Source organism: Aeromonas sp. s11 (assembly GCF_040907945.1).
Classification (GTDB): Bacteria; Pseudomonadota; Gammaproteobacteria; order Enterobacterales; family Aeromonadaceae; genus Aeromonas; species Aeromonas veronii.
Map to the genome: position 1 here is coordinate 12,409 of NZ_JBFOCU010000061.1, position 26,708 is coordinate 39,116.

22 protein-coding genes and 1 tRNA gene are annotated in these 26,708 nt (G+C 59.6%); 12 read left to right on the forward strand and 11 right to left on the reverse strand.

Annotated elements, in window-relative coordinates; all coding sequences use genetic code 11:
* Window positions 1-39: 39 nt before the first annotated feature.
* From dnaG to AB5Y84_RS17520, 3 genes are all read left to right on the forward strand, one after another.
* Complete coding sequence (dnaG, locus tag AB5Y84_RS17510; RefSeq protein ID WP_368177461.1) at window positions 40-1,818, forward strand: DNA primase; 1,779 nt, start codon at window positions 40-42, stop codon at window positions 1,816-1,818.
* Window positions 1,819-2,001: 183 nt separating this feature from the next.
* A complete protein-coding gene (gene rpoD, locus AB5Y84_RS17515; protein WP_323896516.1) occupies window positions 2,002-3,897 on the forward strand; it encodes an RNA polymerase sigma factor RpoD in 1,896 nt (631 codons plus the stop codon).
* A gap of 187 nt (window positions 3,898-4,084) precedes the next feature.
* Window positions 4,085-4,161, forward strand: a tRNA-Ile gene (locus tag AB5Y84_RS17520).
* A gap of 164 nt (window positions 4,162-4,325) precedes the next feature.
* Here AB5Y84_RS17520 and AB5Y84_RS17525 read toward each other — a convergent pair.
* The 4 genes from AB5Y84_RS17525 to purH all read right to left on the reverse strand — a co-directional run bounded on the left by AB5Y84_RS17525 (window position 4,326) and on the right by purH (window position 8,509).
* Entirely contained in the window at window positions 4,326-4,883 is a 558-nt protein-coding gene (locus AB5Y84_RS17525; RefSeq protein WP_076495774.1) for a cytochrome b/b6 domain-containing protein, read from the reverse strand.
* Window positions 4,864-5,238 (reverse strand): cytochrome b562, encoded by a 375-nt coding sequence (locus tag AB5Y84_RS17530; RefSeq protein ID WP_042053398.1) that lies wholly within the window; start codon window positions 5,236-5,238, stop codon window positions 4,864-4,866. The genes AB5Y84_RS17525 and AB5Y84_RS17530 overlap by 20 nt, the downstream gene beginning before the upstream one ends.
* A gap of 277 nt (window positions 5,239-5,515) precedes the next feature.
* Window positions 5,516-6,802: a phosphoribosylamine--glycine ligase gene (gene purD / locus AB5Y84_RS17535; protein ID WP_005340546.1), complete on the reverse strand. Its 1,287-nt coding sequence runs from the start codon at window positions 6,800-6,802 to the stop codon at window positions 5,516-5,518.
* Between the two features lie 114 nt (window positions 6,803-6,916).
* Window positions 6,917-8,509, reverse strand: coding sequence for a bifunctional phosphoribosylaminoimidazolecarboxamide formyltransferase/IMP cyclohydrolase (gene purH / locus AB5Y84_RS17540; protein ID WP_005340545.1), 1,593 nt, complete (start codon window positions 8,507-8,509; stop codon window positions 6,917-6,919).
* Window positions 8,510-8,924: 415 nt separating this feature from the next.
* On the opposite strand from purH, the gene zntR reads away from it, so the two are divergent.
* Together zntR and AB5Y84_RS17550 are read left to right on the forward strand one after the other, a co-directional pair.
* Complete coding sequence (gene zntR, locus AB5Y84_RS17545) at window positions 8,925-9,380, forward strand: Zn(2+)-responsive transcriptional regulator (RefSeq protein ID WP_005340544.1); 456 nt, start codon at window positions 8,925-8,927, stop codon at window positions 9,378-9,380.
* Window positions 9,381-9,594: 214 nt separating this feature from the next.
* Complete coding sequence (locus AB5Y84_RS17550) at window positions 9,595-9,834, forward strand: alternative ribosome-rescue factor A (RefSeq protein ID WP_368177462.1); 240 nt, start codon at window positions 9,595-9,597, stop codon at window positions 9,832-9,834.
* Window positions 9,835-10,049: 215 nt separating this feature from the next.
* Here the strand turns inward: AB5Y84_RS17550 and hemW are convergent, their stop codons facing one another.
* Together hemW and rdgB are read right to left on the reverse strand one after the other, a co-directional pair.
* Window positions 10,050-11,195: a radical SAM family heme chaperone HemW gene (hemW, locus tag AB5Y84_RS17555; RefSeq protein ID WP_005340541.1), complete on the reverse strand. Its 1,146-nt coding sequence runs from the start codon at window positions 11,193-11,195 to the stop codon at window positions 10,050-10,052.
* Between the two features lie 90 nt (window positions 11,196-11,285).
* A complete protein-coding gene (rdgB, locus tag AB5Y84_RS17560; protein ID WP_005340539.1) occupies window positions 11,286-11,882 on the reverse strand; it encodes an RdgB/HAM1 family non-canonical purine NTP pyrophosphatase in 597 nt (198 codons plus the stop codon).
* Window positions 11,883-12,120: 238 nt separating this feature from the next.
* Here rdgB and AB5Y84_RS17565 point away from each other — a divergent pair, with 238 nt between their 5' ends.
* From AB5Y84_RS17565 to AB5Y84_RS17575, 3 genes are all read left to right on the forward strand, one after another.
* On the forward strand, window positions 12,121-13,284 hold the full coding sequence (locus AB5Y84_RS17565) for a multidrug effflux MFS transporter (protein ID WP_005340537.1): 1,164 nt from the start codon (window positions 12,121-12,123) through the stop codon (window positions 13,282-13,284).
* Between the two features lie 135 nt (window positions 13,285-13,419).
* Window positions 13,420-14,469, forward strand: coding sequence for an oxidoreductase (locus AB5Y84_RS17570; RefSeq protein WP_368177463.1), 1,050 nt, complete (start codon window positions 13,420-13,422; stop codon window positions 14,467-14,469).
* Between the two features lie 309 nt (window positions 14,470-14,778).
* On the forward strand, window positions 14,779-15,027 hold the full coding sequence (locus AB5Y84_RS17575) for a hypothetical protein (protein ID WP_042030661.1): 249 nt from the start codon (window positions 14,779-14,781) through the stop codon (window positions 15,025-15,027).
* 62 nt (window positions 15,028-15,089) lie between these two features.
* On the opposite strand, the gene rimJ is transcribed toward AB5Y84_RS17575, so the two are convergent.
* The gene (gene rimJ / locus AB5Y84_RS17580; RefSeq protein ID WP_245132018.1) at window positions 15,090-15,641 is read right to left on the reverse strand and encodes a ribosomal protein S5-alanine N-acetyltransferase; all 552 of its coding nucleotides are present in this window, start codon (window positions 15,639-15,641) and stop codon (window positions 15,090-15,092) included.
* A complete protein-coding gene (locus tag AB5Y84_RS17585; RefSeq protein WP_005340529.1) occupies window positions 15,641-16,195 on the reverse strand; it encodes a GNAT family N-acetyltransferase in 555 nt (184 codons plus the stop codon). Before AB5Y84_RS17585 ends, rimJ begins: the two co-directional genes overlap by 1 nt.
* A gap of 346 nt (window positions 16,196-16,541) precedes the next feature.
* Between AB5Y84_RS17585 and AB5Y84_RS17590 the strand changes: the two genes are divergently transcribed.
* Window positions 16,542-18,317: a M4 family metallopeptidase gene (locus tag AB5Y84_RS17590; protein WP_368177464.1), complete on the forward strand. Its 1,776-nt coding sequence runs from the start codon at window positions 16,542-16,544 to the stop codon at window positions 18,315-18,317.
* 32 nt (window positions 18,318-18,349) lie between these two features.
* Here the strand turns inward: AB5Y84_RS17590 and AB5Y84_RS17595 are convergent, their stop codons facing one another.
* Window positions 18,350-19,243: a LysR family transcriptional regulator gene (locus AB5Y84_RS17595; protein WP_236341687.1), complete on the reverse strand. Its 894-nt coding sequence runs from the start codon at window positions 19,241-19,243 to the stop codon at window positions 18,350-18,352.
* Between the two features lie 92 nt (window positions 19,244-19,335).
* Here AB5Y84_RS17595 and mdtH point away from each other — a divergent pair, with 92 nt between their 5' ends.
* Together mdtH and AB5Y84_RS17605 are read left to right on the forward strand one after the other, a co-directional pair.
* Window positions 19,336-20,532: a multidrug efflux MFS transporter MdtH gene (mdtH, locus tag AB5Y84_RS17600; protein WP_005340523.1), complete on the forward strand. Its 1,197-nt coding sequence runs from the start codon at window positions 19,336-19,338 to the stop codon at window positions 20,530-20,532.
* 139 nt (window positions 20,533-20,671) lie between these two features.
* Window positions 20,672-21,583 (forward strand): bifunctional helix-turn-helix transcriptional regulator/GNAT family N-acetyltransferase, encoded by a 912-nt coding sequence (locus tag AB5Y84_RS17605; RefSeq protein ID WP_005340520.1) that lies wholly within the window; start codon window positions 20,672-20,674, stop codon window positions 21,581-21,583.
* 249 nt (window positions 21,584-21,832) lie between these two features.
* Here the strand turns inward: AB5Y84_RS17605 and prfC are convergent, their stop codons facing one another.
* Window positions 21,833-23,422 (reverse strand): peptide chain release factor 3, encoded by a 1,590-nt coding sequence (gene prfC, locus AB5Y84_RS17610; protein WP_085942070.1) that lies wholly within the window; start codon window positions 23,420-23,422, stop codon window positions 21,833-21,835.
* 429 nt (window positions 23,423-23,851) lie between these two features.
* On the opposite strand from prfC, the gene AB5Y84_RS17615 reads away from it, so the two are divergent.
* The gene (locus AB5Y84_RS17615; protein ID WP_368177465.1) at window positions 23,852-24,574 is read left to right on the forward strand and encodes an SDR family oxidoreductase; all 723 of its coding nucleotides are present in this window, start codon (window positions 23,852-23,854) and stop codon (window positions 24,572-24,574) included.
* 141 nt (window positions 24,575-24,715) lie between these two features.
* Here the strand turns inward: AB5Y84_RS17615 and AB5Y84_RS17620 are convergent, their stop codons facing one another.
* Complete coding sequence (locus AB5Y84_RS17620) at window positions 24,716-26,563, reverse strand: diguanylate cyclase (protein WP_368177466.1); 1,848 nt, start codon at window positions 26,561-26,563, stop codon at window positions 24,716-24,718.
* Window positions 26,564-26,708: the final 145 nt, after the last annotated feature.

Below are 26,708 nucleotides of genomic sequence, written 5' to 3' on the forward strand. Positions count from 1 at the left end.
GCGGCTTTTTTATTTTCTCCGCAATGAAACAGGACGGTTATGGCAGGCAGGATCCCCCAATCCTTTATCGACGATCTGCTCGTACGCACAGACATAGTCGAGCTGATCGACTCGCGAGTGCGGCTGAAAAAAGCCGGTAAGAACTACCAGGCTTGCTGCCCTTTTCATAACGAAAAAAGCCCCTCTTTTACCGTTAGCCAGGAGAAGCAGTTCTACCACTGTTTCGGTTGTGGCGCCCACGGCAACGCCATCGGCTTTGTCATGGAGTACGACGGTCTCGAATTTCCCGATGCCATCGAAGAGCTCGCCAGCATGCAAGGCATGCAGGTACCTCGCGAGCAGAGCATCGGCGGCTCGGCCAATAGCCAGCCCGCCGTCAGCAAGGATCTGTTCGAGCTGATGAACCAGATTGCCCGCTTCTACGAGAGCAATCTCAAGAGCGCTCCCCATGCGGTGGAGTACCTCAAAGGGCGCGGTCTGACCGGTGAAGTGGTCAAGCGATTCAACATCGGTTATGCACCCAGCGACTGGGATCAGGTGCGCCGCCGCTTTGGTGCCAGCCGGGATCACGAGCAGTTGCTTATCTCGGGCGGCATGCTGATCACTCGTGAAAATGGTGGGGGCAGCTACGATCGCTTTCGTGATCGCATCATGTTTCCGATCCGCGACAAGCGTGGCCGGGTCATCGGCTTCGGTGGCCGGGTACTGGGTGATGGCACCCCCAAGTACCTGAACTCGCCGGAGACCCCCATCTTCCATAAAGGGCGGGAGCTGTTCGGTCTCTTTGAGGTGAAGCAGGCACACAAGGATCCACGCCGGATCCTGGTGGTGGAAGGCTACATGGATGTGGTGGCACTCGGTCAGTACGACATCGACTATGCGGTGGCGGCCCTGGGTACTGCAACAACCAGCGACCATATCCACACCCTGTTTCGCGCCACCGCCGAGGTGGTCTGCTGCTACGACGGCGACAACGCCGGTCGTGAAGCCGCCTGGCGCGCGCTGGATAATGCCCTCCCCCATCTGCAGGATGGCCGCGAGCTGAAGTTCGTGTTCCTGCCCGATGGCGAGGATCCCGACTCTCTGGTACGCCAGATCGGCAAGGAGGGTTTTGAAGCCCTGCTCGATGAAGCCCAACCGTTCGCCGACTTCATGTTCCAGCGCCTAAGGCGGGACGCAATACTACTAGGTGAAGCAGGCAAGCATGAGATAGCTCATGAGGCTGCTGAACTCATCCGCCGCGTACCGGAAGGGTTTACCCGCGAAGGGTTGATCACCCGCCTCTCCAGCATGATGCGCTGGGGCGAGAACAAGCAGCGCATCGCCGAACTGTTTGCCCGCAACACTCAGCCCAAGGCCGAGGTCAACAAACCAAAAGCGATCAAGTTGACTCCACTGCGGCGGGCGCTGGCGCTGATGGTGCAATATCCCGCGGTAGCAGCCAAACTGCCCTCCATGCCGGAATTGGCCGGACTGCGCGTACAGGGCATCAAGTTCCTGCTGCAACTGCACCAGCAGATCCTGGCACAGCCCGGTATTACCACAGGTATCCTGCTGGAACATTGGCGCGGTACCAAGGAGGGAGAGATCCTCGCACAACTGGCAATGTATTACCCGTTTGAAGAGATCAATCCGGATCAAGCTCCGGACATTCAGAGGGAACTGGAAGACACTTTCTTTGGCTTTACCAGTCAGGTTTTGAATCAGCGTATAGAAGAGTTACAAAACAAGGAAAGACCAAGCCAAGCGGAGATGCAGGAGTTAATGATGCTACTCAGGGAGATGAAGACTGAGAAAAGAAATGAGTGTGGGGCTTGATATTTGAGTGAATAGTCCCAATATGAATAACGTTGCCCGAATCGACGGGATGAAAAGCAAAATTTTTATAACCGCCTGGCCCCGACAATACTGCGGGCAGGGGTTTCTCATGACCGACGCCGCAACCAGACATAGCATGTCTGGCGGTTTTCTATTAGAATTGGCTATTTGCGCAGCAGCGCACTGTACGCGCAACCTAGCAACACCAACCGGATGAGTTCTATGGAGCAAACCCCGCAGTCTCAGCTTAAACTCCTCGTTGCCAAAGGTAAAGAACAGGGCTACCTGACCTATGCCGAGGTGAACGATCACCTCCCGCAAGACATTGTCGATTCAGACCAGATCGAAGACATCATTCAGATGATCAACGATATGGGCATTCAAGTGGTTGAAAACGCTCCGGATGCCGATGACCTTATCATGGCTGAAGGTGGTACCGCCGATGAGGACGCTGCCGAAGCAGCGGCCCAGGCTCTGGCATCTGTTGAATCTGAGATTGGTCGCACGACCGATCCCGTCCGCATGTACATGCGGGAAATGGGTACCGTCGAACTGCTGACCCGTGAAGGCGAAATCGACATCGCCAAGCGGATCGAAGACGGTATCAACCAGGTACAAAGCTCCGTAGCCGAGTACCCTGAAGCAATTACTTACCTGCTCGAACAGTACGACAAGTACGAAGCCGAGCAGCTGCGTCTCTCTGACATTATCTCTGGCTTTATTGACCCGAACGAAACCGAAGACATGGCACCTACCGCCACGCATATCGGTTCCGAACTCGGCGAAGACGATCTGGCCGACGAAGATGAAGAGGACGAAGAAGACGAAGACGAAGATAGCGACAGCTCTGACGACGACGGTGACGGTGGTCCGGATCCGGAAGTCGCTCGCGAGAAGTTCGGTGAACTGCGTGCCCAGTATGAAGTGACCCGCCTCTCCATTCAGAAGAATGGTCGCGCGCACGAAGATACCCAGGCCGCCATCGCCCAGCTGGCCGATGTATTCCGTCAATTCCGCCTGATGCCCAAGCAGTTCGATCGCCTGGTCAACAACATGCGTGAAATGATGGAGCGCGTCCGCGTGCAGGAACGCATCATCATGAAGCTCTGCGTTGAGCAGGCCAAGATGCCGAAGAAAACCTTCGTCGCGGCCTTCACCAACAACGAGTGTGAAACTGCCTGGTTCGAATACCAGAAGCAGGCTGGCAAAGCCTGGTCTCCTCGTCTGGTTGAAATGGACGAGGATATCCAGCGCGCCATCGGCAAGCTGCAGCAGATTGAAGAAGAGACCGGTCTGTCGATTGCCCAGATCAAGGATATCAACCGTCGTATGAGCATCGGTGAGGCCAAAGCCCGCCGTGCGAAGAAAGAGATGGTTGAGGCCAACTTGCGCCTGGTTATCTCTATCGCCAAGAAGTACACCAACCGCGGTCTGCAGTTCCTGGATCTGATCCAGGAGGGCAACATCGGTCTGATGAAGGCGGTAGACAAGTTTGAATACCGTCGTGGCTACAAGTTCTCGACCTACGCTACCTGGTGGATCCGTCAGGCTATTACCCGCTCCATCGCGGATCAGGCCCGTACCATCCGTATCCCGGTACACATGATCGAGACCATCAACAAGCTCAACCGTATCTCCCGTCAGATGCTGCAGGAGATGGGTCGTGAACCGAACCCGGAAGAGCTGGCCATGCGCATGGGCATGCCGGAAGACAAGATCCGCAAGGTACTGAAGATCGCCAAAGAGCCTATCTCCATGGAGACGCCCATCGGTGATGATGAAGATTCCCACTTGGGCGACTTTATCGAAGATACCACCCTGGCTCTGCCAGCGGATGCGGCGACCAGCGAAAGCCTGCGCAACGCCACCCGCGAAGTGCTGGCTGGCCTGACCGCCCGCGAAGCCAAGGTACTGCGGATGCGTTTCGGTATCGACATGAACACTGACCACACCCTTGAGGAAGTGGGCAAACAGTTCGACGTCACCCGTGAGCGTATTCGTCAGATCGAAGCCAAGGCACTGCGCAAACTGCGCCACCCGAGCCGCTCGGAAGTGCTGCGCAGCTTCCTGGACGAATAGTCCTGACCCTGTGTCAAACTGCTCTGCCAAAGCCCCGCCATGCGGGGCTTTGTTTTGTCTGGCATTTACCCTTGCGACCCGCTTTGCACCCTCTATAGACCTGGACAATTAGTCGCCAAGTGGTTGATATGCCTATAGACTGCCCTTTCCTCTTCCCCTATAATCCACGCCGCTAAACGCACAATTTGGCCCCTTAGCTCAGTTGGTCAGAGCAGTCGACTCATAATCGATTGGTCGTGGGTTCAAGTCCCCCAGGGGCCACCAAATTGAAAAAGGCCGCTCATAATGAGCGGCCTTTTTGCATCTACGTATCGGGCAATGCCCTGTGATGAGCTGGATGAGGTCATAGAAAAGACCCGCCATGGGCGGGTCTGGGCAGGGTCCGGATCAGGCGCCTCACTCAGAGACAAGGAGCCTAATGCTGAGCCTCAGGTTTGCTCGTTGCTGCCGCTCTGGAGGGATGAGCGACGCCCGATAGCAGGCAGCATCCGGGTAACCAGATTGCTGCGCTGACGCCAGGAGGTGAAGACGATGGCCAGCAGGTGCAGACCAATCAGTCCCTGCAGCGCCACCACGCACCACTCATGCCACTCGTCAGCCCCCAGTTCAAATCCCGTCTCGGTATTTTGAAACCAGCCGCTGCCAGCAGTGGCCAGCACAACCAGCCAGAGCGCCCACACGGCCAGCTTGCCGCTACCGTGATGACCCGGTGCCGGAGGCTGTCGCTCACGCATCTCGCGTGCTTGCTGGCGAAAATCCTCACCACTGGGAATGAGGGCACCAAGGCGAGCGTAGCCACGGGCAAAAGTAAGCCCCCAGAGCAGACGCAAGGAGACCAGCCCAATGGCGCCGTAACCCAGCCACTCGTGCCACTCCTCCCCTGCTTCGTTAACCCAGAGGTTGCCGATACAGACCGCCGCCAAGCCCCAGTGGGTCAGGCGAACCAGCGGATCCCAGCGAAAGGGCTCACCCTTTTTGCTTGGCATATTTGTGGTACTCCTTCTTCAGGTCGTTGACCTTGGCCAGATGTTCGCGCGCCTTGGCCTCATCACCCGCCTTGAGTGCGGCCAGGCTGGCGTCCAGCTCGGTCTGTACCTCGTTCATCCCTTCAAGGAATTTATCTTTCTTGGCAGCCGGCATGTTCTTCTGCTTGGCCACATCCAGCTGGGCCTTCATCTCGTTGATGTGCTTCTCCATGGTGGCTGCATCATCAGCCTTGACGGCCTGCTTGTAGTTGAAGCCAATCTTCTTCATCGGCTGTTCCAGATCACCCGCCACGGCAGGCAGGGTCATCAGGCCAAACATCAGGGGCAGCAGCAGGGGGCGGACGGTTTTCAACATGGGATTTCCTTATATAACGACATGCTCGAATTGTTAGGGGTACTTATGAATCCAAACAAGAATTCATCACCAGCATGATGCCATGACTCATGGTGAAACGTTTGTGAAAAATGCTGTTTTTTGTGGCAAATAGTGACAGATATGCCGCGCTTGTTTGCGCTTGGTAACTGATTGAACGCAGGTGACACGCACCATGGGGATGGTTGAAAGCGGTAAACAGGGACAAAAAACCCCGCCGTAGCGGGGTCTGAATCAGCTGGCCATTTGCTGGCGTCAGTTACTCCTGTTCGCGAGCAATGGCGCGCCAGCCGATATCCTTGCGGTAGAAGACGCCATCCCACTTGATGCGGCCAGCGAGCTGATAGGCACGCTGCTGGGCTTCTGCCACAGTGTGGCCCAGCGCCGTGGCGCACAACACGCGGCCGCCAGCGGTCAGGCTGGTATCGCCCTCCAGGCGGGTACCGGCATGGAACACCTTCTCGCCCGCCACTTCATCCACCGGCAAGCCGCTGATGGGGTGGTTGGTGCTGTAATCGCCGGGATAGCCTCCCGCCGCCAACACCACGCCGATAGCGGCGCGGGGATCATAGATGGCCTCTTTCTGATCCAGCTTGCCTGCGCAAGCCGCCAGACAGAGCTCTACCAGATCGGACTGCATCCGCAGCATGATGGGCTGGGTCTCGGGATCGCCGAAACGGCAGTTGAACTCGATCACCTTGGGATTGCCTGCGCCGTCGATCATCAGACCGGCGTAGAGGAAACCGGTGTAGACGTTGCCCTCGGCCGCCATGCCGCGCACAGTCGGCATGATCACCTGCTCCATCACGCGTCGATGTACCTCGGCGGTCACTACAGGCGCCGGGGAGTAAGCCCCCATACCGCCGGTGTTGAGGCCGGTATCACCGTCGCCAACCCGCTTGTGATCCTGACTGGTGGCCATCGGCAGCACGTGCTCGCCATCGACCATGACGATGAAGCTGGCCTCTTCCCCCTCCAGAAACTCCTCAATCACCACCCGGGAACCCGCTTCGCCAAAGGCATTGCCGGAGAGCATGTCGCGCACCGCATCTTCCGCCTCCTGCAAGGTCATGGCGACAATCACCCCCTTGCCCGCCGCCAGACCATCGGCCTTGATGACGATGGGGGCGCCCTTCTCGCGCAAGTAGGCGAGTGCTGGCTCCACTTCGGTGAAGTTCTGGTACTCGGCAGTCGGGATGGCGTGACGGGCCAGGAAATCCTTGGTGAAAGCCTTGGAGCCTTCCAGCTGGGCAGCGGCAGCGGTCGGGCCAAAGATGGGCTGACCGGCGGCGCGGAAGGCATCCACCACCCCTTTCACCAGCGGCGCTTCCGGCCCGACGATGGTGAGGCCGACCTGCTTCTCTTTGGCAAAGGCCAGCAGCCCGTCGATATCGGTCGCCTCGATGGCAACGTTCTCGACACCCGGCTCAAGCTGGGTGCCTGCGTTGCCCGGCGCCACAAAAACGTGACGCACCAGCGGGGAGTGTTTGGCCTTCCAGGCCAGGGCGTGTTCACGGCCACCGTTGCCAATGATCAGTACTTTCATCGTATCGCTCGCTTCTATTTGTGGTCACTGGACGGCCACCCGGGCCGTCAGTCAGTGGAAATAGTCAGTTGAAAAGAGACAACAAAAGGGCCGCCATCGGCAGCCCCTGACCCATCAATGACGGAAATGGCGCATGTTGGTAAAGACCATGCACATACCGTGTTCGTCGGCGGCATCGATCACCTCCTGATCGCGCATCGAGCCACCCGGCTGGATCACGCAGGAGATACCGGCCTGCGCGGCAGCATCAATACCGTCGCGGAACGGGAAGAAGGCATCGGAGGCCATCACGGAGCCCGCCACGGTCAGTCCTTCATCCGCCGCCTTGATACCGGCGATTTTGGCCGAATAAACACGGCTCATCTGGCCTGCGCCGACGCCGATGGTCTGGCCATCTTTGGCGTAGACGATAGCGTTGGATTTGACGAACTTGGCCACTTTCCAGCAGAACAGCAGATCTTGCAGTTCGGCTTCGGTCGGCTGGCGCTTGCTGACCACAGTCAGGTCACCCAGCGTCACCATGCCGAGATCCCGCTCCTGTACCAGCAGGCCGCCGTTGACGCGTTTGAGGTCAAACCCTTGCGCCGGAGCCGTCCACTGCCCGCATTCGAGCAGACGCACGTTCTGCTTGGCGGCGACCGCATCGCGGGCCTCCTGGCTGACGGTCGGGGCGATGATCACTTCGACAAACTGGCGGGCCACGATGGCTGCCGCAGTGGCACCATCCAGCTCGCGGTTGAAGGCGATGATGCCGCCGAAGGCAGAGGTGGGGTCGGTCTGGTAAGCGCGATCGTAGGCACTCAGCAGGTCGCTACCAATAGCCACACCGCAGGGGTTGGCATGCTTGACGATGACGCAGGCCGGCTCGTCGAACTCCTTAACACACTCCAGCGCCGCATCGGTATCGGCGATGTTGTTGTAGGAGAGCGCCTTGCCCTGCAACTGGGTAGCGCTGGAGACAGAACCCGGAGCGGCATGCTCTTCGGCGTAGAAGGCGGCTGCCTGATGGCTGTTTTCGCCGTAACGCATGTCCTGCTTCTTGATGAACTGGCTGTTGAAGGTGCGCGGGAAACGGGACTCCTCGTCACCCTCCTTGTTGTCACCGTAGGAAGGAACCATGGTGCCGAAGTAGTTGGCGATCATGCCGTCGTAGGCGGCGGTGTGCTCGAAGGCTGCGATGGCCAGATCGAAACGGGTCGCCAGTTTCAGGCTGTTGCCGTTGGCATCCATCTCGCGAATAACCCGATCATAGTCGGCAGCTTTGACGACGATAGCAACATCTTTGTGGTTTTTGGCAGCAGAACGCACCATGGTTGGGCCGCCGATGTCGATGTTCTCGACCGCATCCGCCAGGGTGCAGCCCGCTTTGGCCACGGTGGCAGCAAAGGGGTAGAGGTTGACGACAACCATGTCGATGGGGGAGATAGCGTGCTGGGCCATGATGGCGTCATCCTGATCCCGACGGCCGAGGATGCCGCCATGAACCTTGGGATGCAGGGTCTTGACCCGGCCATCCATCATTTCAGGGAAACCCGTGTAGTCGGAGACCTCGGTCACCGGCAGACCCGCCTCGCCAAGCAGCTTGGCGGTACCGCCCGTGGAGAGCAGGGCAACACCACGCTCGTTGAGTGCCTTGGCAAATTCCAGAATGCCAGTTTTGTCAGACACACTCAGCAGTGCACGGCGAATGGGTCGAGCTTGTTCCATCACACTATCGTCCTCAACATAACGGGGACCGTTCCATGGGAGGCGAGGCTCAACACAGAGAGTCCCCAAATAAATGGAAGTGGGGGATTTCGCAAACCACTCTCGCCCCGACATCCGGCAAAAGCGTTTTAGGAAATGCCCGCTTGGTGCGGCGCTCTGTTATGGGCGCGTATTCTACACAAAAAATGTGACCTGTGGTGGATTTTTTGAAACAGCAAAGCCTTATTTGGCGCGGCGTTAAACGTTTTCCACTTGATTTTATCGAAACGTTTGCACTTTCAGTGTTTTATGGGAAAAAGAGTCGCCAGGAGATGTTTATCTGCCCCTTTTATGCCCTTGGCTGGCAATCCATTGGCAAAGGGGTGATAGTGGATTCCGGTTTTTGTGGCGGCATACATTCAAGGGGAGAGAGAGCATGTATCGGATCGGTGAACTGGCCAAGGCGTGCGGGGTCAAGGCAGATACCCTGCGTTTTTACGAGAAGAACGGGCTTATCTCACCGGGGATCCGCAACGAATCCGGCTACCGTCTCTACAGCGAACAGGACAAGCGGCGGCTGGAGTTTATTATCCGCGCCAAGTCGGTGGGATTCTCGCTGGCCGATATTGGCGAGCTGCTCGACCTCGATACCAACAAGGCCAAAGTCACCTGTCAGGAGGTGAAAGCAGTGGCCGACACCAAGCTGGCCCAGGTGGAGCAGAAGATCATCGAACTGACCCGCTTTCGCGACAATCTGCGCGAGCTCTCCAATATCTGCTGCGGCGGGCCGCGCTCGGCCGAGCACTGCGCCATCCTCGAGACGCTGGAATCTGGCGCCCCGGCCCATCACGAGCATCATAGCCACGACCAGCATGACACTGTTCACGGCTGACATGGTATGCCTGACTGAGTGTGCCTGGCTCAAAGTGACGGACTCGGCGCGCCCGACGCATTGCTCCGGCGGCGATTTGGTGACAAAATCGCCGCGTTTTTAACCGGTGCCAGTGTATCCGGTTGCTGGGCGCTCAGCTGAACAGGTGCTCGCAGTGAAAACCGCCATCCAGACACAAGAATCAACACACCAAGAGAAAAGAAGAGGAGCCATCATGGCCAAAATTCGGGTCGACCAACCCGCCCTCCCCCGTGAGGAGAATGCGCAAGGTGGCAACTATGCCCACCAGCGCGGCGAGATAAAGGATAACCATCTGCACGCCCTGCTCTCCAATCCCCTGTTTCGCAGCCGGGTCGAGCGCAACAAGAAGGGCAAGGGGAGTTACCAGCGCAAGGCCAAATTTGGCAAGCGGTGGGAGCCCGGCCAACAGCAGATGATCCGCGTCTGCTGCTGAGCGGGTTTCTACCGACCATAAACAATCAGGGCGCCATTGGCGCCCTGATTGTTATCTCGAAACACGGTTCGCCAAAACTGCCTCACGACCTGTTGCGAGAAGCTGTCAGCGAGGTGAAGAGCAGCGCAGGAACCGGAGCGTATAGAGATACGTGAGGCTTCCGAGCAGCGCATGAACCTTGATCACGGCTTCGCAGCCAGATCGTGAGCCAGTTTTCACTCATCCATAAACAGTTCGAGCAGCACGTTGAGATAGCGATGGCCGAGAGAAGTGAGCTGCCAGCTGTCGCCCAGATCGTCGATCAGCTCCTTGCTTTGGGCGATGGCGAGCACCGTCTCCACCCGCTCCAGCGGCAGGCCGGTATAGGCCTCGAACTCCGCCTTGGGGGCCGGTTCGAACAGGCGAAAGCGGTTCATAAAGTACTCGAGCGGCAGATCGTCTGCCGTCACCTGCCACTGCTCGTCCAGATAGGGGCGGCTCTTGTCCAGATACCCTTTCGGATGCTTAACCTTGGCGGTACGCAGGATCTGCTGATCCGCGAGATTAGTCACTTTGCCGTGGGCGCCACAGCCGATACCCAGATAGTCGCCAAAGCGCCAGTAGTTGAGGTTGTGACGGCACTGATAGCCCTCTTTGGCGTAAGCCGAGATCTCGTACTGGCGATAACCGCTGGCAGTGAGCATGCCGTGACCCTGCTCGTAGATGTCCCACAGGGTATCATCTTCCGGCAGTTTGGGCGGCTTGGAGGCAAATGCCGTGTTCGGCTCTATGGTGAGCTGATACCAGGAGAGGTGCGGCGGGGCGCAGTCGATAGCCTGCTGCAGGTCGTAAAGGGCGTCATCCAGACTCTGATCCGGCAGACCGTGCATCAGATCCAGATTGAAGGTAGGCAACTTGATGGCGTGGGCCAGGGCGGCGGCCTTGCGCGCCTCTTCCGGGCCGTGAATGCGGCCGAGGCGGGTCAGCTTCTCCTGCTGGAAGCTCTGCACCCCGATGGAGATACGATTGATGCCGGCACGCTGGAAACCGGCGAACTTGTCCGCTTCCACCGTGCCCGGGTTGGCCTCCATGGTGATCTCGCATTCTGCGGCGAGCGGAATACGGGCCCGCACCCCGTCCAGCAAGGCTTGCATCGCCTCCACCGTCAGCAGGCTGGGGGTGCCGCCGCCGATAAAGATGGAGGAGAGCGGCCGCCCCTGCGCCCACTTCAGATCCTGATCCAGATCTTCCAGCAGGGCGGCGACATATTCGAGGTGAGGCAACTCCCCCTTCTGGGCATGGGAGTTGAAGTCACAGTAAGGGCACTTCTGGACGCACCAGGGCACATGAATATAAAGAGAGAGCGGCGGCAGTTGCAGCATGGGGCTTCCAATAAAACGGGGGCTCAAGGCCCCCATTGTAGATGACTATGTGTAATTGACCGTGTGTAACCGACAAGGTGGCGAATTGGCTCAGTGCGCCGCAGCCAGCGCCGCTTTTAACTTGGCCAGCGCCTGACCGCGATGGCTCAGCTGGTTTTTCAGCTCGGCGGGCATCTGGGCGGCGGTGCAGTCGTGATCCGGCACGAAGAAGACCGGGTCATAGCCGAACCCGTGCTGACCGCGCGGCTCATCGATGATCATCCCTTCCCAGCTCGCCTGACAGATGATGGGGGTGGGATCGTCGGCATGGCGCATATAGACCAGCACACACCAGAAGCGGGCGCTCTTCAGGTACTCGGGGGCACCTTGCAGCTCACCGAGCAGCTTCTCGATGTTGGCCTTGTCGCCGGCACCCACACCGGCAAAACGGGCGGAGTAGACGCCGGGGCGCCCTTGCAGCAGATCGACTTCCAGACCGGAGTCATCGGCCACGGCGGGCAGACCGGTAATGCGAGCGGCGTGGCGGGCCTTGATGATGGCATTCTCGACGAAGGTGGTGCCGGTCTCATCGGCATCGGAGACCGCAAACTCGCTCTGTGGGATCACCTGGATCTTCATATCGGCCAGCATGGCGGCCAATTCCTTCACCTTTTTCTGGTTACCTGTTGCCAGGACAAGCTTGTTCATCGAGCACCTCCGCAAAAATAATCTGCGCATTCTATGCGGCGCAAGCGTTTAGTAAAAGCGTCAATTACACCCGCTGTGATGGGGTTACGGGGGATTTGTCGCCATCTAATAACCAGCTTTTTAATACATGTTTCCATAATGGAATAACCAAAGTGATTAAATACCATTTCTATTCATTACTGTGAGTCAGTAGACTCGCGCCCCAATTCATTAACCTGGCTGACTAAAGAGGTGACAGATGCCATTGATACTTTTACTCGTACTACTGGTGCTGTTCAGTCCGCTGGCTATCGACATCTACCTGCCCGCCATTCCGCAGATGGCAGAGCAGCTGGGCGCCGAAGTAACTCTGATGCAGGGCACCATCACCTGGTTCCTGTTCAGCATGGGACTGGGGCAACTGCTTGTTGGCCCGCTGGCCGATCGCTACGGTCGCAAGCCCATCGCGCTGGGCGGCGTGCTGCTCTATGGCCTGAGCGCGCTGGGGGCCGGTTTTGCCGCCAGCCTCGGTGAATTGATGCTGGCCCGGGTGCTGCAGGGCTTCGGCGCCTGCGCTACTTCGGTCGCCGCCTTCTCGGTGGTGCGTGACAGCTATGGCCCGAAAAAGAGCGGTCAGATGATCTCCTATCTCAATGGCGCCATCTGCTTTATTCCTGCGCTGGCCCCCCTGCTCGGTGGCTGGCTCACCGCCAAGGCGGGCTGGTCTGCCAACTTCTGGTTTATGGCCGGTTATGCGCTCATCGTCGGCAGCTGGCTGATGTGGCGGATGCCGGAGACCCGCCCGGAAGAGACCCGCAGCGAAGGGGCCCTCATCAGCTGGTCGCGCTACAGCCCGGTACTGCGCTCCCCCAGCTTCCTGTTCAACGCGGCGCTGTGCATGCTGGCGATGGCGGTGATCCTCGCTTATGTGACCGCTGCACCTGTGCAGCTGATGGTGAAACTGGGGCTGGATATGAGCGGCTTTAGCTACTGGTTTACCGCCAACGCCGCGCTCAACATTCTGGCCTGCTTCATGGCACCGCGCTTTATCGCCAAGGTGGGGCCAAGACGCACCCTGCGCATCGGCCTGCTGGTGTTGATGCTCTCGGCCATCACCCTGACTCTGGCCATGCACATCGAACATCCGCTGGCGATGATGGGGCCGGTATTCCTCTCCAGCATCGGCTTTGCCATGATTCTGGGCTCTGCCGCCGGGATGGCGCTGGCACCGTTCGGCCACTGCGCCGGTACCGCCGCGGCCCTGCTCGGCCTGTTCCAGATGAGCGGCTCCGGCGCTTTGGTTGGCCTGACCGGCGCCCTGATGCACGACCCGCTCAGCCAGCTGGCACTGCATATGTGGCTGCTGCTGCCGCCTCTGGTGATGCTGATGACCCGCCGCGGTCGCCGCTTGTGTTTGCAATAAATCCTGTGCTCTGATGGGCACACTAAGGGGGCCATCGGCCCCCTTCTCGTTTGTATCGCCTTTACAGCACATGGCCATCCGGCAGAGAGCCTGCGATGGCAACCCCACTCACTCGATGTCAGCGGAGAACTCCCGATGAGCCACACTCTCAACGCAGCCCTGGTGGGCTATGGCTTTGCAGGCAAGACCTTCCACGCCCCCTTCCTCTCCACCACGCCGGGCTTGTCCCTCAGTTGGGTAGTGAGCCGCGATGCCGCCAAGGTGCAGGCCGATCTGCCCGACTGCCGGGTCGGCTCACTGGAGGAGGTGCTAAGCGATGAGACCGTCGATCTGGTGGTGATCGCCACCCCCAACGACACCCATGCCCCCCTCGCCCGCCAGGCGCTGCTGGCAGGCAAACATGTGGTGATCGACAAGCCCTTTGCACTGGATCTGACCGAGGCGCAAGCACTGGTCGAACTGGCCGAAAAGCAGCAGCGACTGCTCAGCATCTTCCACAACCGTCGTTGGGACGGGGATTTCCTTACCGTGCGCCGTTTGATTGGCGAGGGGACGCTGGGGCAGATCGCCCAGTTCGAGTCACACTTCGATCGCTATCGCCCCGAAGTGCGCCAGCGCTGGCGAGAAGCGGGTGGCCCGGGTTCCGGCCTCTGGTTCGATCTCGGCCCCCATGTACTGGATCAGGCGCTGCAGCTGTTCGGCCAGCCGGACTGGCTGCAGGCCGATCTGGCCGGGCAACGCCCCGGCGCACTGGCGGACGACTACTTCCATGTGGTGCTGGGTTACGGTGCTCTGCGGGTTATTCTGCATGGCAGCTGTCTGGTCTCGGCCACCATGCCGCGCTTTGTCATTCACGGCAGCCAGGGCTCGTTCGTGAAATTCGGTATGGATGTGCAGGAAGATCAGCTCAAGCAGGGCTTGCGGCCACCGGCGGCGGATTGGGGCATTGATAGCGAACCCGGTCAGCTCAGCCGCATTGTCGATGGTCAGTTGCAGCAGCAGAGCGTGGTGGGTGAGGCGGGGGATTATGGCGCCTACTATCGCGGTGTCTGTGCCGCCATCAAGGGGGAGGGAAGCAACCCGGTGCCAGCAAGTGAAGCGCTGGCGGTAATGGCGCTGCTGGATCTGGCCCGTCAGAGCCACCTTGAGGGAAAACGGCTGCCCTGTCAGAAGCTGTCTGACTAAGGTGCGGGTCATCAGCCGCTATTGATCAACCTTGACCTTGTTAAACCGCCACAAGATGGCAGCAAAGTGGTGTTTTATTGTGCAATTAGTGCCATTTAACGGCATCTTGTATTGATATCAGTCGTTGCAGTGGAGCTTTTTATCCACGGCACGAAAAAATGTCATTGTGATATCCGTTTTCATCGGTAACTAATGGGGCTATATTGCGCCCGCCTGCTGCCTCTCGGCTTCTTGTTTCAATACCGGGCAACGGTGGGCGCTGTGATGGTTGCACAGACCATCTCTCCATCTTTTTTTGAGGGAATGCACATGAACAAAGTACTGGTAGCCGGTATCCTGGGTCTGATGTTGACTGCTTGCGGTCAGAAAGAAGAAAAAGCTGCCGCTCCTGCTGCTGCTCCGGCCGCCGAAGTTGCTGCCACTGTAGAAAAAGCCGCTAGCGAAGCCACCTCTACCGTAGAGAAGGCCACCTCCGAAGCGACTGCAACCGTAGAAAAAGCTGCTGACGAAGCCGCTACCAAGGTTGAAGCTGCAGTGAGCGATGCCAAGGCCAACTAAGCCTGCACCTCATTCGAAGACGGGTCCGAAGGCAACTTCGGGCCCGTTTTTTTATCTGTCGCTCAGGGGGCCGGATTAATCAGCGAGGTGAGGATGTGATCCTCCCAGCGACCATTGATCATCAGATACGCCCGCGCGAATCCCTCCCGCTCGAAGCCGAGCCGCTCCAGCAAGGCGCCACTGCGCTGATTGGCTGGCATATAGCAAGCCATGATGCGATGCAGATCGTGCTCCCGAAACAGGTAGTCGATGGCGGCTGACAGCACCTCTCTCATCACCCCCTGTCCCTGATGCTGCTGGTCGATGGCATAGCCCAGATGACACGCCTTGAAGACCCCCATCAGGATATTGCTGAAGTTGCAGGTGGCGATCACCCGCTCGCCAGCCGGATCGAGGGCCACCAGATTGACGCCGGTGCCGTTGAAGAACTGGCTGTAGCTGTCCTGCAGCCGGGCATGCCAGTAAGAGAGGGTGTAAAAGTGCTCGTCCCGCAGCGGCTCCCAGGGGGCAAGATGGGCGCGGTTGCGCCGGTAGAAGTCGAGCATCATGGGGGCCTGATCCGGCGACAGTATGGTCAGGTGGGTGCGGGCCGTCTTGATATGTGGCAGCGTCATCAGGACTCCCTCTGCCTTAACCACTCATCGCGCAGCAGGCTGTAGTGGGCATGGTCCACAATCCGGTTGCCCAGTCGCTCTGCGCGCCGGGTCACCCCCTCCAGCTGCATCCCGAGCCGTTCACAAACAGCCCTGCTGGGCTCGTTATCGGTGGCGGCGCTGATCTCCACCTTCTCCATCCCCATCTCCTCGAAGGCGTGGTGGATCAGGGCCTGACAGGCCCGGGTGATGATGCCGTTACCCTGCCAGCGCTCCGCCAGCCAGTAACCAATGACCACCTTGCCAAGGTCGTGATCGATGCTGTTGTAACCGATAACCCCCACCACCTCCCCCTGATACTCGATGGCAGTGGTTAGCCCCTCGCCCCGGGCGAACTTCTCGATGGCACTGCGAATGAAGAGGGCGCTGTCAACGGGGCGCTGGATCAGTGGCGGCCAGGGTAGCCACTGGGAGAGGTACTCCCGGTTGTCATTGCAGAGGGCAAACAGTTCGCTCGCCATATCGGGCTGCAAGAAGAGCAGCGCAAGCTCGTCGTCCAACTGCCATGAAAACATGGGATTCTCCTTTCAAATCAGTGATCAAATCGCGAACCAGCACCCAATGTAGCCAATCGCCACTGGCCGCGCCAGCCACTTTTACGCCTCCCCTCCGGCAGGTATCACAGAGGGTCACAGCGTGCGTTCTCTCCTCCCTCAAAAGAGGAGGGTGGGTGTCTGAAACCGGATAATGCTCTCCACATGGCGCCGAAGAATTCCCCCAAACGGCACTTTGGCAGATCCTGCTACCCCTTTGTGCTGCGCTGTCACTTTTGACAGGGGGCACTTTCCCCCACCGGCACTAGCTTCAAAACGCCCGACCTTCGGTCGGTTTATCAACCTCATCGATTTAAGGAAAGAAGAGATGAATAAAATTTATCTGGCCGTTGCGCTGGCCTGCTGGGGAAGCGCCGCACTGGCGGCGCAAGAGGTAGAGATCAACGTAACGGCAAACGGCATCCGTGCCATGACCGGCCTCAGTGCCGCGAGTGGTACCTTGCAGCTGGAAGATGGCGAGTTTCGTCAGGTGCGGGTGGTCAAGCTGCCCAACGGCCAGCAGCGGATCCGCTACGAGCAGGTCTGGAACGGCATCCCGGTAATGGGTCAGGTGGTGGTGGCTGACAAGAGCCTGAACGGCCAGCTGCAACAGGCCAGCGGGCGCATGCTGCGCCAGATCGATCAGGATGTGGCAAGCCCGGCCGCCACCCTCTCGCCACAGGACGCCGCCAGCAAGGCCAAGGGGGGCAGCAAGGGGAGCAACGAGCAGGTCAAACTCTACGTGATGCAGGATGAGAACGGGCTGGCCCGGCTGGTTTATCAGGTCTCCTTCATCGCCGAAGGTGACAAGCCAAGCCGCCCCTTCGTCATACTTGATGCCCAGAGCGGTGAGGAGCTCAAACGCTGGGAGGGGATCAACCACAAGGACGCCACCGGCCCGGGGGGCAACATCAAGACCGGCAAATACGTCTACGGCACCGACTTTGGTCCGCTCATCGTGGATGACAACTGCCGGATGACCAGCCCCAACGTCGATACCATCAACCTCAACCACGCCACCTCAGGCGGCGCCATCCACCAGTTCACCTGTCCGGAGAACCGGGTCAAGGAGATCAACGGCGCCTACTCGCCCCTCAACGACGCCCACTACTTCGGCAACGTGGTGTTCGACATGTACCGCAACTGGTACAACACGGCGCCCCTCACCTTCAAACTGAAGATGCGGGTTCACTACAGCAAGAATTACGAGAACGCCTTCTGGGATGGCAGCCAGATGACCTTCGGTGACGGCGCCACCACCTTCCACCCGCTGGTGAGCCTCGATGTGGCGGCCCACGAGGTGAGCCACGGCTTTACCGAGCAGAACTCCGGGCTGATCTATTCAGGACAATCCGGCGGCATCAACGAGGCCTTCTCCGATATGGCGGGGGAAGCGGCCGAGTTCTACATGAAGGGAAGCAACGACTGGCTGGTCGGCGCCCAGATCTTCAAGGGCAACGGCTCCCTGCGCTACTTCGAGGATCCGACCCGGGATGGCAGATCCATCGGCCATGCGGCGGATTATCAGGAGGGGATGGATGTACACCACAGCTCAGGGGTCTATAACCGCGCCTTCTACCTGCTCGCCACCAGCAGTGGCTGGAACACCCGCAAGGCATTTGAAGTGTTCCTGCTGGCCAACCGCCTCTACTGGGGCGCCAACACCAACTACCAGCAAGGGGCCTGCGGCGTCAGCCGGGCGACCGCCGATCTGGGTTACAGTCAGGCGGATGTGGCACGCGCCTTCCAGACCGTCGGGGTCGATGCCAGCTGCGGCAGCACGCCGCCACCAAGCGACAACGTACTGCAAAACGGCGTGCCGGTGAGCAACCTCGCCGCCAGCAAGGGTGGCAAGCTCAACTACACCCTGAACGTACCGGCGGGCACCAGGTCGCTGCAGATCAGCAGCAGTGGCGGCACCGGTGATGCCGACCTCTACGTCCGCTTTGGCAGCGCCCCCACCAGCAGCAGTTACGACTGCCGTCCCTACAAGGGGGGCAATAACGAAAGCTGCTCGTTCACCAATCCCAAGGCGGGCACCTGGCATGTGCAGCTGTCAGGGTTTTCCGCGTTCAGTGGCGTAACCCTCAAGGCCAGCTACTGATCCACCCGATGCGGGCCTTGTCCCGCATCGCTCTACTCATTGCGCCACCGTTTCGCCAGCGTGCGGGCGGTGGCCAACACAGTTTCCCTGGCCGGGTTGGGCCGCTTGCCACCACGCCACGCCATCATCACATCCCAATGCTCCTGCGGCAGATTGCGCACATCGAGCCTGACCAGCCGCCCCACCTCCAGATCCCGCTTGATGGCCAGCTCCGGCATCAGGGTGATAAACCCGTGTTCCAGCGCCAGATCCCGCGCTGCACTGGCGGGTTGCACCGCATGCAGGGGGCTGGCGGCCCGCCGCAGCCGCCGCAACTGCTGGATAAAGACGTCACACCCCGGCCCCCACACCTGAGGTGCCAGCCGCTGGTCGGCAATATCCTCCAGCGTGAGGCCGTGACAACCGGCCAGCGGATGCAATGGCGAGGCGATAGCGATAATGGGGGAGCAACAGAGCAGCTCCATCTGCAGGCCCGCAACCGGCGGGCGCTTGAGCACAAAGCCGATATCGGCCTCGCCGGTCAGCAGCGACTGCATGATCTCGCCGGAGTGATCCGTGGTACAGCGGATTTCGAACGGCTCGTCCACCAGCTCCATCAATAGCGAGCCAAACACCACCGAAGTGAGGGATGGCAGGCTGGAGAGACGGATACAAGGCAGCGCCGGCGCCCCCTGCAGTGCCAGCCGCCCTTCGCTCAGAGTGGCCAGCGCCGAGCGGGCCGATGGCAGAAACTCCTCGCAGGCACGGGTCGGCGTTACGCCACGCCGATGACGCTGAAACAGCGGCGCCCCGAGGCTCTCCTCCAACTGGGCAATCCGCTGGCTCACCAGCGGCTGTGACCAGCCACGAATGGCCGCCGCCTGACTGAAGCTGCCCAGCTCGGCCACATCCAGCAGCAGTTGCAGATCGTCCAGATCCATAGACATAAATAATCCTGATATGAAATATAGGTAGTTGTCGTCTACCACTATATCTAAACCCTCTCCAGAATGAAGGTATCTGTGAATGAGAGGGCGTTATGGTCGATAGGGCGAGGTTTTGGGGACGCTGGTTTCTGGCGCTGGATACCACACTGGTGATCCTGGGTTTCTTTGTGGTGATGCCGATGATCAGCCTGCGCTTCGTCGATCAACTCGGCTGGGCGGCCGGTCTGGTGGGGCTGGCACTCGGCCTGCGCCAGCTGACCCAGCAGGGGCTGGGGATCTTCGGCGGCTCGCTGGCCGACCGTTTCGGCGCCCGCCCGCTCATCGTCACCGGTATGCTGTTGCGGGCAGTGGGCTTCGCCACCCTGGCCTGGGCCGACAGCGGCGCCATGCTGATTTTCTCCTGCTTCCTCTCCGGACTTGGCGGTTGCCTGTTCGACCCGCCACGGGCCGCACTGGTGATCAAATTTACCCGTCCCCATGAGCGGGGCCGCTTTATCTCCCTGCTGATGATGCTGGAGAGCGCAGGTGCCGTCACCGGTGCCCTGCTCGGCAGCTGGCTGCTGCGCTTTGACTTCACCTACGTCTGCCTGCTGGGCGCCGGACTCTTCACCCTGGCGGCCCTGTGCAACTGGACCCTGCTGCCCGCCTACCGCCTCTCAGTCAAACCGACTCCGATGCGGGAAGGGTTGGGACAAGTACTGGCAGATCGCGCCTTCTGCCGACTGGTGCTGATCTTAAGCGGCTATTACATGCTGTGGGTACAGGTGATGCTGATTTTCCCCATTCTGGTCAAGCAGCTCTCCGGCACAACCACGGCAGTGGGCTGGATGTACAGCCTGGAAACGGCGCTGTCGCTGGCGCTGCTCTACCCTATCGCCCGTTTCAGCGAACGGCGCTATCGGCTGGAGAGCCGGCTGATGGCAGGTATCCTGCTGATGACCGTGGGGATCGGGCTGGTCGCTTTCGTCAGCACCCTCTCCGGCATCTTCGTACTGCTGGCCTGCTTCTATCTGGGGATCATCATCTGTGAACCGGCCCGGGAGACCCTGATGACCCGGCTGGCCAATCCCACAGCCCGCGGCAGCTACATGGGCTTCAGCCGCCTCGGACTGGCGCTGGGGGGCATGACCGGCTATGTGGGCGGCGGCTCCCTCTATGACTTCTCGCTGCAACAGGGACAACCGGCCCTCCCCTGGCTGGTGCTGGGCACCATAGGCGTCGCCACCATGCTGCTGCTCGCCCGCTGCTTCTCCCGCCGCCCGGAGCTGGCTATCAGAGCCGCCGCCTGACGACCCCCCTGCCTACGGCAGCCCCGCCAACGGGGCTGCCGCTTACCCCATATTCTGCAAGTCATCACAGCAAAAGGTTGCGAATTACAACTTTCACGCTATTTTAGTTGTCATACACAACTAAAAAGGAAACCACGATATGGATCCCCGTCCCCTGCGCGCCCTGTCGCGCGATCTGGTTCGCGAACTCGGCATGCTCTCCCAGCAGTGCGGCAATCTGGCCCTCACCCCCATCGAGGCTCACCTGCTGATCGAGCTGGAAAACGCCCCGGCCACCAACCAGCAGCTGGCAGAAAAGCTGCACATCGACAAATCCAACGCCAGTCGTCCGCTGGCGCGCCTCGCCGAGCGGGAGCTCATCAGCTGGCACCCGCACCCCTCCGACGGCCGCAGCAAGGAGGCCCGCCTCACCGTCAACGGTCAGGGGATGCTGCTGGAGTTGCACCGGGAGATGGACGGGGCGATGGAAGAGATGCTGGCGCAGTTGAGCCTGCCCGAGCGGGAGCAGCTGTGGCAAGGGCTGCGGCTCTATCGCAGCGCCCTCTCCCGCGCCCGTCGCCAGCGGGGTTACCAGATACGCCCCATCACGGCGGCGGACAATGCCCAGATCGCCTTGGTGATCCGCGCCGTCTCGGCCGAATATGGCCTCACCGCCGACAAGGGGTATGGGGTCTCGGATCCCAATCTCGACACCCTCTCCCAGAGCTATCAGGGGGAGAAGAGCCGCTACTGGGTTATCGAAGGGCCGGACGGTTCCATCCTCGGCGGTGGTGGTATCGCGCCATTGGCGGGAGAAGAGGGAGTCTGCGAGCTGCAGAAGATGTACTTTATGCCCGCCCTGCGCGGGCTGGGCCTTGGCAAACGGCTGGTGTTGCAGGCACTGGATGCCGCTCGCGGTTTGGGCTATCGACGCTGTTATCTGGAGACGACCGAGGTCTTGCGCGAAGCCACCAGCCTCTATGAATCACTGGGCTTTGAACACCTGCCCGGCCCCCTTGGCTGCACCGGCCACGGGGATTGCGAAATCTGCATGGTGCTGACACTGGGGTAGCTCCCTCATCCCCAACCCTTCTCCCGCAAGGGGAGAAGGGGGCAAAAACACTTCCGCGACCTTTCAGGCAGACCTCTGATGGTTCCCTCTCCCTCCGGGAGAGGGCTAGGGTGAGGGCTGCTTGCGACTGGTATATGCTGAACCATTCCCCCTGCATCCCTCCTTAAAACAGGCAAAACGGCACAAAACAAGAGACCCCGCCGAAGCGGGGTCTCTTTGATTATCTGCCAACAGGCAAACAAACCGTTATCAGTGCTCGCGAGTCTGACGAAACTCAACGTCCGGGTGGCGCTCCTGAGCCAAGCGCAGGTTGACCATGGTCGGTGCGATATAGGTGAGGTTGTCACCACCATCGAGGGCCAGGTTGACCTCGTTCTTGCGCTTGAACTCTTCGAACTTCTTGACGTCGGTCCCTTCCACCCAGCGGGCGGTGGAGACGTTGACCGCCTCGTAGATGGCCTCGACGTTGTACTCGCTCTTCAGACGAGAAACCACCACGTCAAACTGCAACACACCGACCGCACCGACGATGAGATCGTTGCTGATAAGCGGACGGAATACCTGCACCGCGCCCTCTTCGGAGAGCTGGACCAGCCCCTTGAGCAGCTGCTTCTGCTTGAGCGGATCGCGCAGGCGGATGCGGCGGAACAGTTCCGGTGCAAAGTTCGGGATACCGGTGAACTTGAGGTCTTCACCCTGGGTGAAGGTGTCGCCGATCTGGATGGTACCGTGGTTGTGCAGACCGATAATGTCACCGGCGAAGGCGTCTTCCGCCTGCTCACGGTCACCGGCCATAAAGGTCACGGCGTCGGAGATGTTCACATCCTTGCCGATACGCACGTGGCGCATCTTCATGCCCTTGGAGTAAGTTCCTGACACGATACGCATAAAAGCGATACGGTCGCGGTGTTTCGGATCCATGTTTGCCTGGATCTTGAACACAAAGCCGGAGAACTTCTCCTCGGTCGCCACCACTTCGCGGCTCTCGGCCTTGCGCGGCATGGGAGACGGCGCCCAGTCAGTCAGGCCATCCAGCATGTGGTCAACACCGAAGTTACCGAGCGCGGTACCGAAGAAGACCGGGGTCATCTCGCCAGCGATAAAGGCATCGTGATCGAACTCGGGAGAGGCGCCCTGCACCAGCTCCAGCTCGTCACGCAGTTGCCGGGCCAGATCTTCGCCGACGGCGGCATCCAGATCCGGGTTGTTCAGCCCCTTGACCACCCGCTTCTCCTGGATGGTGTGGCCCTGACCGCTCTGATAGAGATAGGTCTCATCCTTGTAGAGGTGATAGACACCCTTGAAGGATTTGCCGCAACCGATAGGCCAGGTGATGGGGGCACACATGATCTTCAGCTCGCGCTCCACCTCGTCCATCACTTCCATCGGATCGCGCACTTCGCGGTCCAGCTTGTTCATAAAGGTGAGGATGGGGGTATCGCGCAGACGGGTCACTTCCATCAGCTTGCGGGTCCGGTCTTCAACACCCTTGGCGGCGTCGATGACCATCAGGCAGCAGTCGACCGCCGTCAGGGTACGGTAGGTATCTTCGGAGAAGTCCTCGTGACCCGGGGTGTCGAGCAGGTTGACCAGACAGTCGGCATAGGGGAACTGCATCACCGAAGTGGTGATGGAGATACCACGCTGCTTCTCCATCTCCATCCAGTCGGATTTGGCGTGCTGGCCCGAGCCACGGCCCTTGACGGTACCGGCGCGCTGAATGGCCTGTCCGAACAGCAGGACTTTCTCGGTGATGGTGGTTTTACCCGCATCCGGGTGCGAAATGATCGCAAAAGTGCGTCTCTTGGAGACTTCACTCAGAAATTCAGCTGACATAATTCAACGTTCTTCTATTGAGCGGTGGCATCAGCCACCGTGGGAATAAATCCGGAATGCCGCTCACGGCACATGTATACGCAACAAAAGCCACGCCAGCTGGCGTGTTGCCAACCTGGTGGAGAGAGGGAGGAGGGTTGCGTTACATGGGTCTTCTCGCCTGAGTCAAAGCAAAATTGCGCGACATTATACCCGCGCGAGTGAAAAATACCCAGCCTGACAAGAGATGATAATTTGGCCGCTCAGCCGTTCCACAGGTTCCAACTGAACAGAAAATCAAACACTCCGAATCGGATGGCAGCATCCGGACCACGTGGACTTGGCCCCCTCCCCATGCCAGCAACAACCACTCTTGATAAATTTTCATACTTGGACTTTCCCTATCCAGCTACAAATATGTAAATCGTATCTACATAATGGAGAGGTCATTACATGAAACATTCCACCCTGCACAATCAACAGATCGTCATTATCGGTGGTACCTCGGGTCTTGGCCTGGCCACCGCCCAGCAAGCGATCGAGCAAGGCGCCAAGGTCATTATCGGCGGTTCCAGCCGTGAGCAGCTTGCCACTGCACTGGCTGAACTGGGCCCAAGTGCCAGTGGCCATCAACTGGATATTCTCGACGTCGACTCAGTCAATCACTTTTTCAACCAGCTGGATTCGCTGGATCATCTCGTCATCACCGCCGCCGTCATGCGACCAGGCAGCTTTCTCACCGCTGCCATCGAGGATTTGAAAATCAACATGGACAGCCGCTTCTGGGGAAGTGTTCATGCGATCCGCGCCGCAGCACCCAAACTGTCCGAACGCAGCTCCATCGTGCTCACGTCCGGGATGGTGACGCGTCGCCCACAACTGGGTAAAGCACTCCCTGCCGTTGCAGCTGGCGCGGTTGAAACGCTGGCTCACAGTCTGGTTACCGAGCTGACCCCCCGTCGGATCAACGTCATCAACCCGGGCCCCATGCGCACACCCATGCTGCTTAAAGCACTGGGCAATGACCCACAAAAAGTGGCTGCCGTGGCGCAAAGCCTGCCGTTGAAGCGCTTGGGAGAGGGAGAGGATTATGCGCAGGCCGCGCTGTTCCTGATGAGCAATAACAACATGAATGGTGAAGTGCTTCATCTCAATGGCGGCAGCGCCTGGGCATAACGCCCTTCTGACGGTCTTCTGCGCTCGCGCTTGCCAATCTGTCATCGCAGGCAAGAACGAGCGCAGGGGACGAGCATCATCGCCGTATCAGAGTGCTCCCCAATGGCAATAACCCCCTGGTGAGTGACAATACCCAGCCCGTCAATCATCTGTTTCCACCCGGTTGCGCCCCGCCTCTTTCGCACGATACAGCGCATTGTCGGCACGCTGGATCAAGGCCGCCAGATCCTGATCATCGTCTCGCAGAGAGGCACACCCGATACTGATGGTTACCGGGTACGACATGCCGGGCAGCGCCCGGTTGGCGACCGTGTGGCGGATCCGCTCAGCCACCCGGCACGCCTCTTCAAGGCTGGTATCCGGCAGCAGGATCAAGAACTCCTCTCCGCCGGTACGCCCCAACTGATCCTGGTGTCGCAGCTGTCGATCTGCCGCCCGAGAGACCCATTGCAGCACCCTGTCTCCTTGATGATGTCCCAGGGTATCGTTGATCCGCTTGAAGTGATCGATATCGAACACCAGCAGACAAAATGGCGTGCCCTGCCTGCGAGCCAGCGCCACCATATCGCTGCCCTGCCGCAGCACGCGACGGCGGTTGTTGATGCCGGTCAGCTCATCGGTAAAGGCCAGACGACGCATCCGACGGTTGCGATCAAGCAGCCACCCCATCGTCAGCAGCGCCAGTACCCCGCAGAGCACCATCACCACCAGCAGCCAGAAACGACGCTCCTTGACCTGCTCCAGCTCCTGCTGCTGCAACTGCTGCTCGACTCGCAGTCGCTCGTTCTCACCCTCCTGACGGGCCAGCTCGAACTCGCCGCGCACCCAGGCCGTGCTCTGTTCCCGTAACAGCTGATCGAGCCGCTGCTCCTGCACCAGATGCTCCCGCAATGCGGCCAGCGCCGCCGGATAATCGCCTTGCAACTCGAGCGCCCGACTGCGCACCCAGTAGAGCTCGAGCAAAAAGCGCACGTGACCTTCCACCTTCAAAATCGGCTCAATCTTCTCAAGCGCACGCAAGGCTGGCGCCGGTTCCTGCTGTTCGACTCTCAACCTCGCCCGCACCAGCTCGAGATGCGCATGGAGGATGGGGTCAACGTCGGGAGAGAGCACCTTCGCCGCTTGTGCCAGCAAGCGTCCGGCATCAGCGGGGCGATCCAGCCCAAGCAGAGCCTCGGCCTGCATCACCATGCGTTCGGCATGCTCAATCAGATATTGAGGCTGATTATAAAAGGCCGCACTGCGTTCAAGCTCGCCCAGCGCATCCTGATAACGCCCGGTCTGCAGATAGACCATAGCAAGTTGATCACTGAGCCTTGCCGAGCCAAACCCGTCGTGACTTCTGGCAAAATGCTCGCTCAACCGGTTGAGGGTGGCGAGCGCTTCGGCATAGAGGCCCATACGACGAAATGTGGCTGCAATCTCGAGCTGCGCCTGGTGATACCAGGTGGGCAACCCCAGCTGCTCGTAGATATTGTGCGCCTTGGTGAGATCCATCAGCCCCTGGCCTGAGACCCCCTGAAAAGACAGCATGGCCCCCCGGCGGGCCAGCGCCAGCGCCTCCAGCTTTGGCAAGGCGGCCTCTCTTGCCAGCCGCAGCCCCTCATCGTAATCGTGACGAGCCTTCGCTACCTCGCCGAGCAGCTGATTGAACCAGCCGCGGCAAATCGTCAGTTCCGCCACGGCGGCGTCATCACCCTGCTCACGCGCAATGGCCAGCATCCGCTCCGCATTGGCGATGGCGGTACGGGACTCCTGCATGTCATCGGCCGATTGGGTCCAGCAAGCCAGACGACTGATCCGCATCTGCTGCGACGGCGGATAGGCGTTGCCGTCCCGTTGCAAACGGGCAAGGCGCTCCCGTAGCAACTCGATCGGCTGATAGACCCGCTCCATCCCTCCCAGTTCATTTTCCAACTGCTCGGGGGACAAGGGTTTGGCTGCCAGCCCGAACACCGCCAGCAACAGCAGCAAGGCAAGTCGGCTCATACACACTCCGGATCAATGGGAAAGATCATCGGGCAAGCCGATGCCGGAAAATCATCATCTTTTCCCCTGTAACAATGGTTGTAAAGGCTATCACCCGGACAGATAGCCCGAATGGCAGGCTAGTCACATTTTACTGCGATATCAT

Excerpts from the sequence above, each read along its gene's own strand:
- purH (WP_005340545.1), bottom strand. The coding sequence starts at position 8,509 with ATGGAACAAGCTCGACCCATTCGCCGTGCACTGCTGAGTGTGTCTGAC.
- AB5Y84_RS17605 (WP_005340520.1), top strand. The coding sequence starts at position 20,672 with ATGGATCCCCGTCCCCTGCGCGCCCTGTCGCGCGATCTGGTTCGCGAA.
- AB5Y84_RS17525 (WP_076495774.1), bottom strand. The coding sequence starts at position 4,883 with ATGCCAAGCAAAAAGGGTGAGCCCTTTCGCTGGGATCCGCTGGTTCGC.
- zntR (WP_005340544.1), top strand. The coding sequence starts at position 8,925 with ATGTATCGGATCGGTGAACTGGCCAAGGCGTGCGGGGTCAAGGCAGAT.
- AB5Y84_RS17590 (WP_368177464.1), top strand. The coding sequence starts at position 16,542 with ATGAATAAAATTTATCTGGCCGTTGCGCTGGCCTGCTGGGGAAGCGCC.
- AB5Y84_RS17595 (WP_236341687.1), bottom strand. The coding sequence starts at position 19,243 with ATGTCTATGGATCTGGACGATCTGCAACTGCTGCTGGATGTGGCCGAG.
- AB5Y84_RS17575 (WP_042030661.1), top strand. The coding sequence starts at position 14,779 with ATGAACAAAGTACTGGTAGCCGGTATCCTGGGTCTGATGTTGACTGCT.
- purD (WP_005340546.1), bottom strand. The coding sequence starts at position 6,802 with ATGAAAGTACTGATCATTGGCAACGGTGGCCGTGAACACGCCCTGGCC.
- AB5Y84_RS17530 (WP_042053398.1), bottom strand. The coding sequence starts at position 5,238 with ATGTTGAAAACCGTCCGCCCCCTGCTGCTGCCCCTGATGTTTGGCCTG.
- mdtH (WP_005340523.1), top strand. The coding sequence starts at position 19,336 with ATGGTCGATAGGGCGAGGTTTTGGGGACGCTGGTTTCTGGCGCTGGAT.
- AB5Y84_RS17570 (WP_368177463.1), top strand. The coding sequence starts at position 13,420 with ATGAGCCACACTCTCAACGCAGCCCTGGTGGGCTATGGCTTTGCAGGC.
- rimJ (WP_245132018.1), bottom strand. The coding sequence starts at position 15,641 with ATGACGCTGCCACATATCAAGACGGCCCGCACCCACCTGACCATACTG.
- AB5Y84_RS17550 (WP_368177462.1), top strand. The coding sequence starts at position 9,595 with ATGGCCAAAATTCGGGTCGACCAACCCGCCCTCCCCCGTGAGGAGAAT.
- AB5Y84_RS17565 (WP_005340537.1), top strand. The coding sequence starts at position 12,121 with ATGCCATTGATACTTTTACTCGTACTACTGGTGCTGTTCAGTCCGCTG.
- dnaG (WP_368177461.1), top strand. The coding sequence starts at position 40 with ATGGCAGGCAGGATCCCCCAATCCTTTATCGACGATCTGCTCGTACGC.
- hemW (WP_005340541.1), bottom strand. The coding sequence starts at position 11,195 with ATGCTGCAACTGCCGCCGCTCTCTCTTTATATTCATGTGCCCTGGTGC.
- rdgB (WP_005340539.1), bottom strand. The coding sequence starts at position 11,882 with ATGAACAAGCTTGTCCTGGCAACAGGTAACCAGAAAAAGGTGAAGGAA.
- AB5Y84_RS17620 (WP_368177466.1), bottom strand. The coding sequence starts at position 26,563 with ATGAGCCGACTTGCCTTGCTGCTGTTGCTGGCGGTGTTCGGGCTGGCA.
- AB5Y84_RS17615 (WP_368177465.1), top strand. The coding sequence starts at position 23,852 with ATGAAACATTCCACCCTGCACAATCAACAGATCGTCATTATCGGTGGT.
- AB5Y84_RS17585 (WP_005340529.1), bottom strand. The coding sequence starts at position 16,195 with ATGTTTTCATGGCAGTTGGACGACGAGCTTGCGCTGCTCTTCTTGCAG.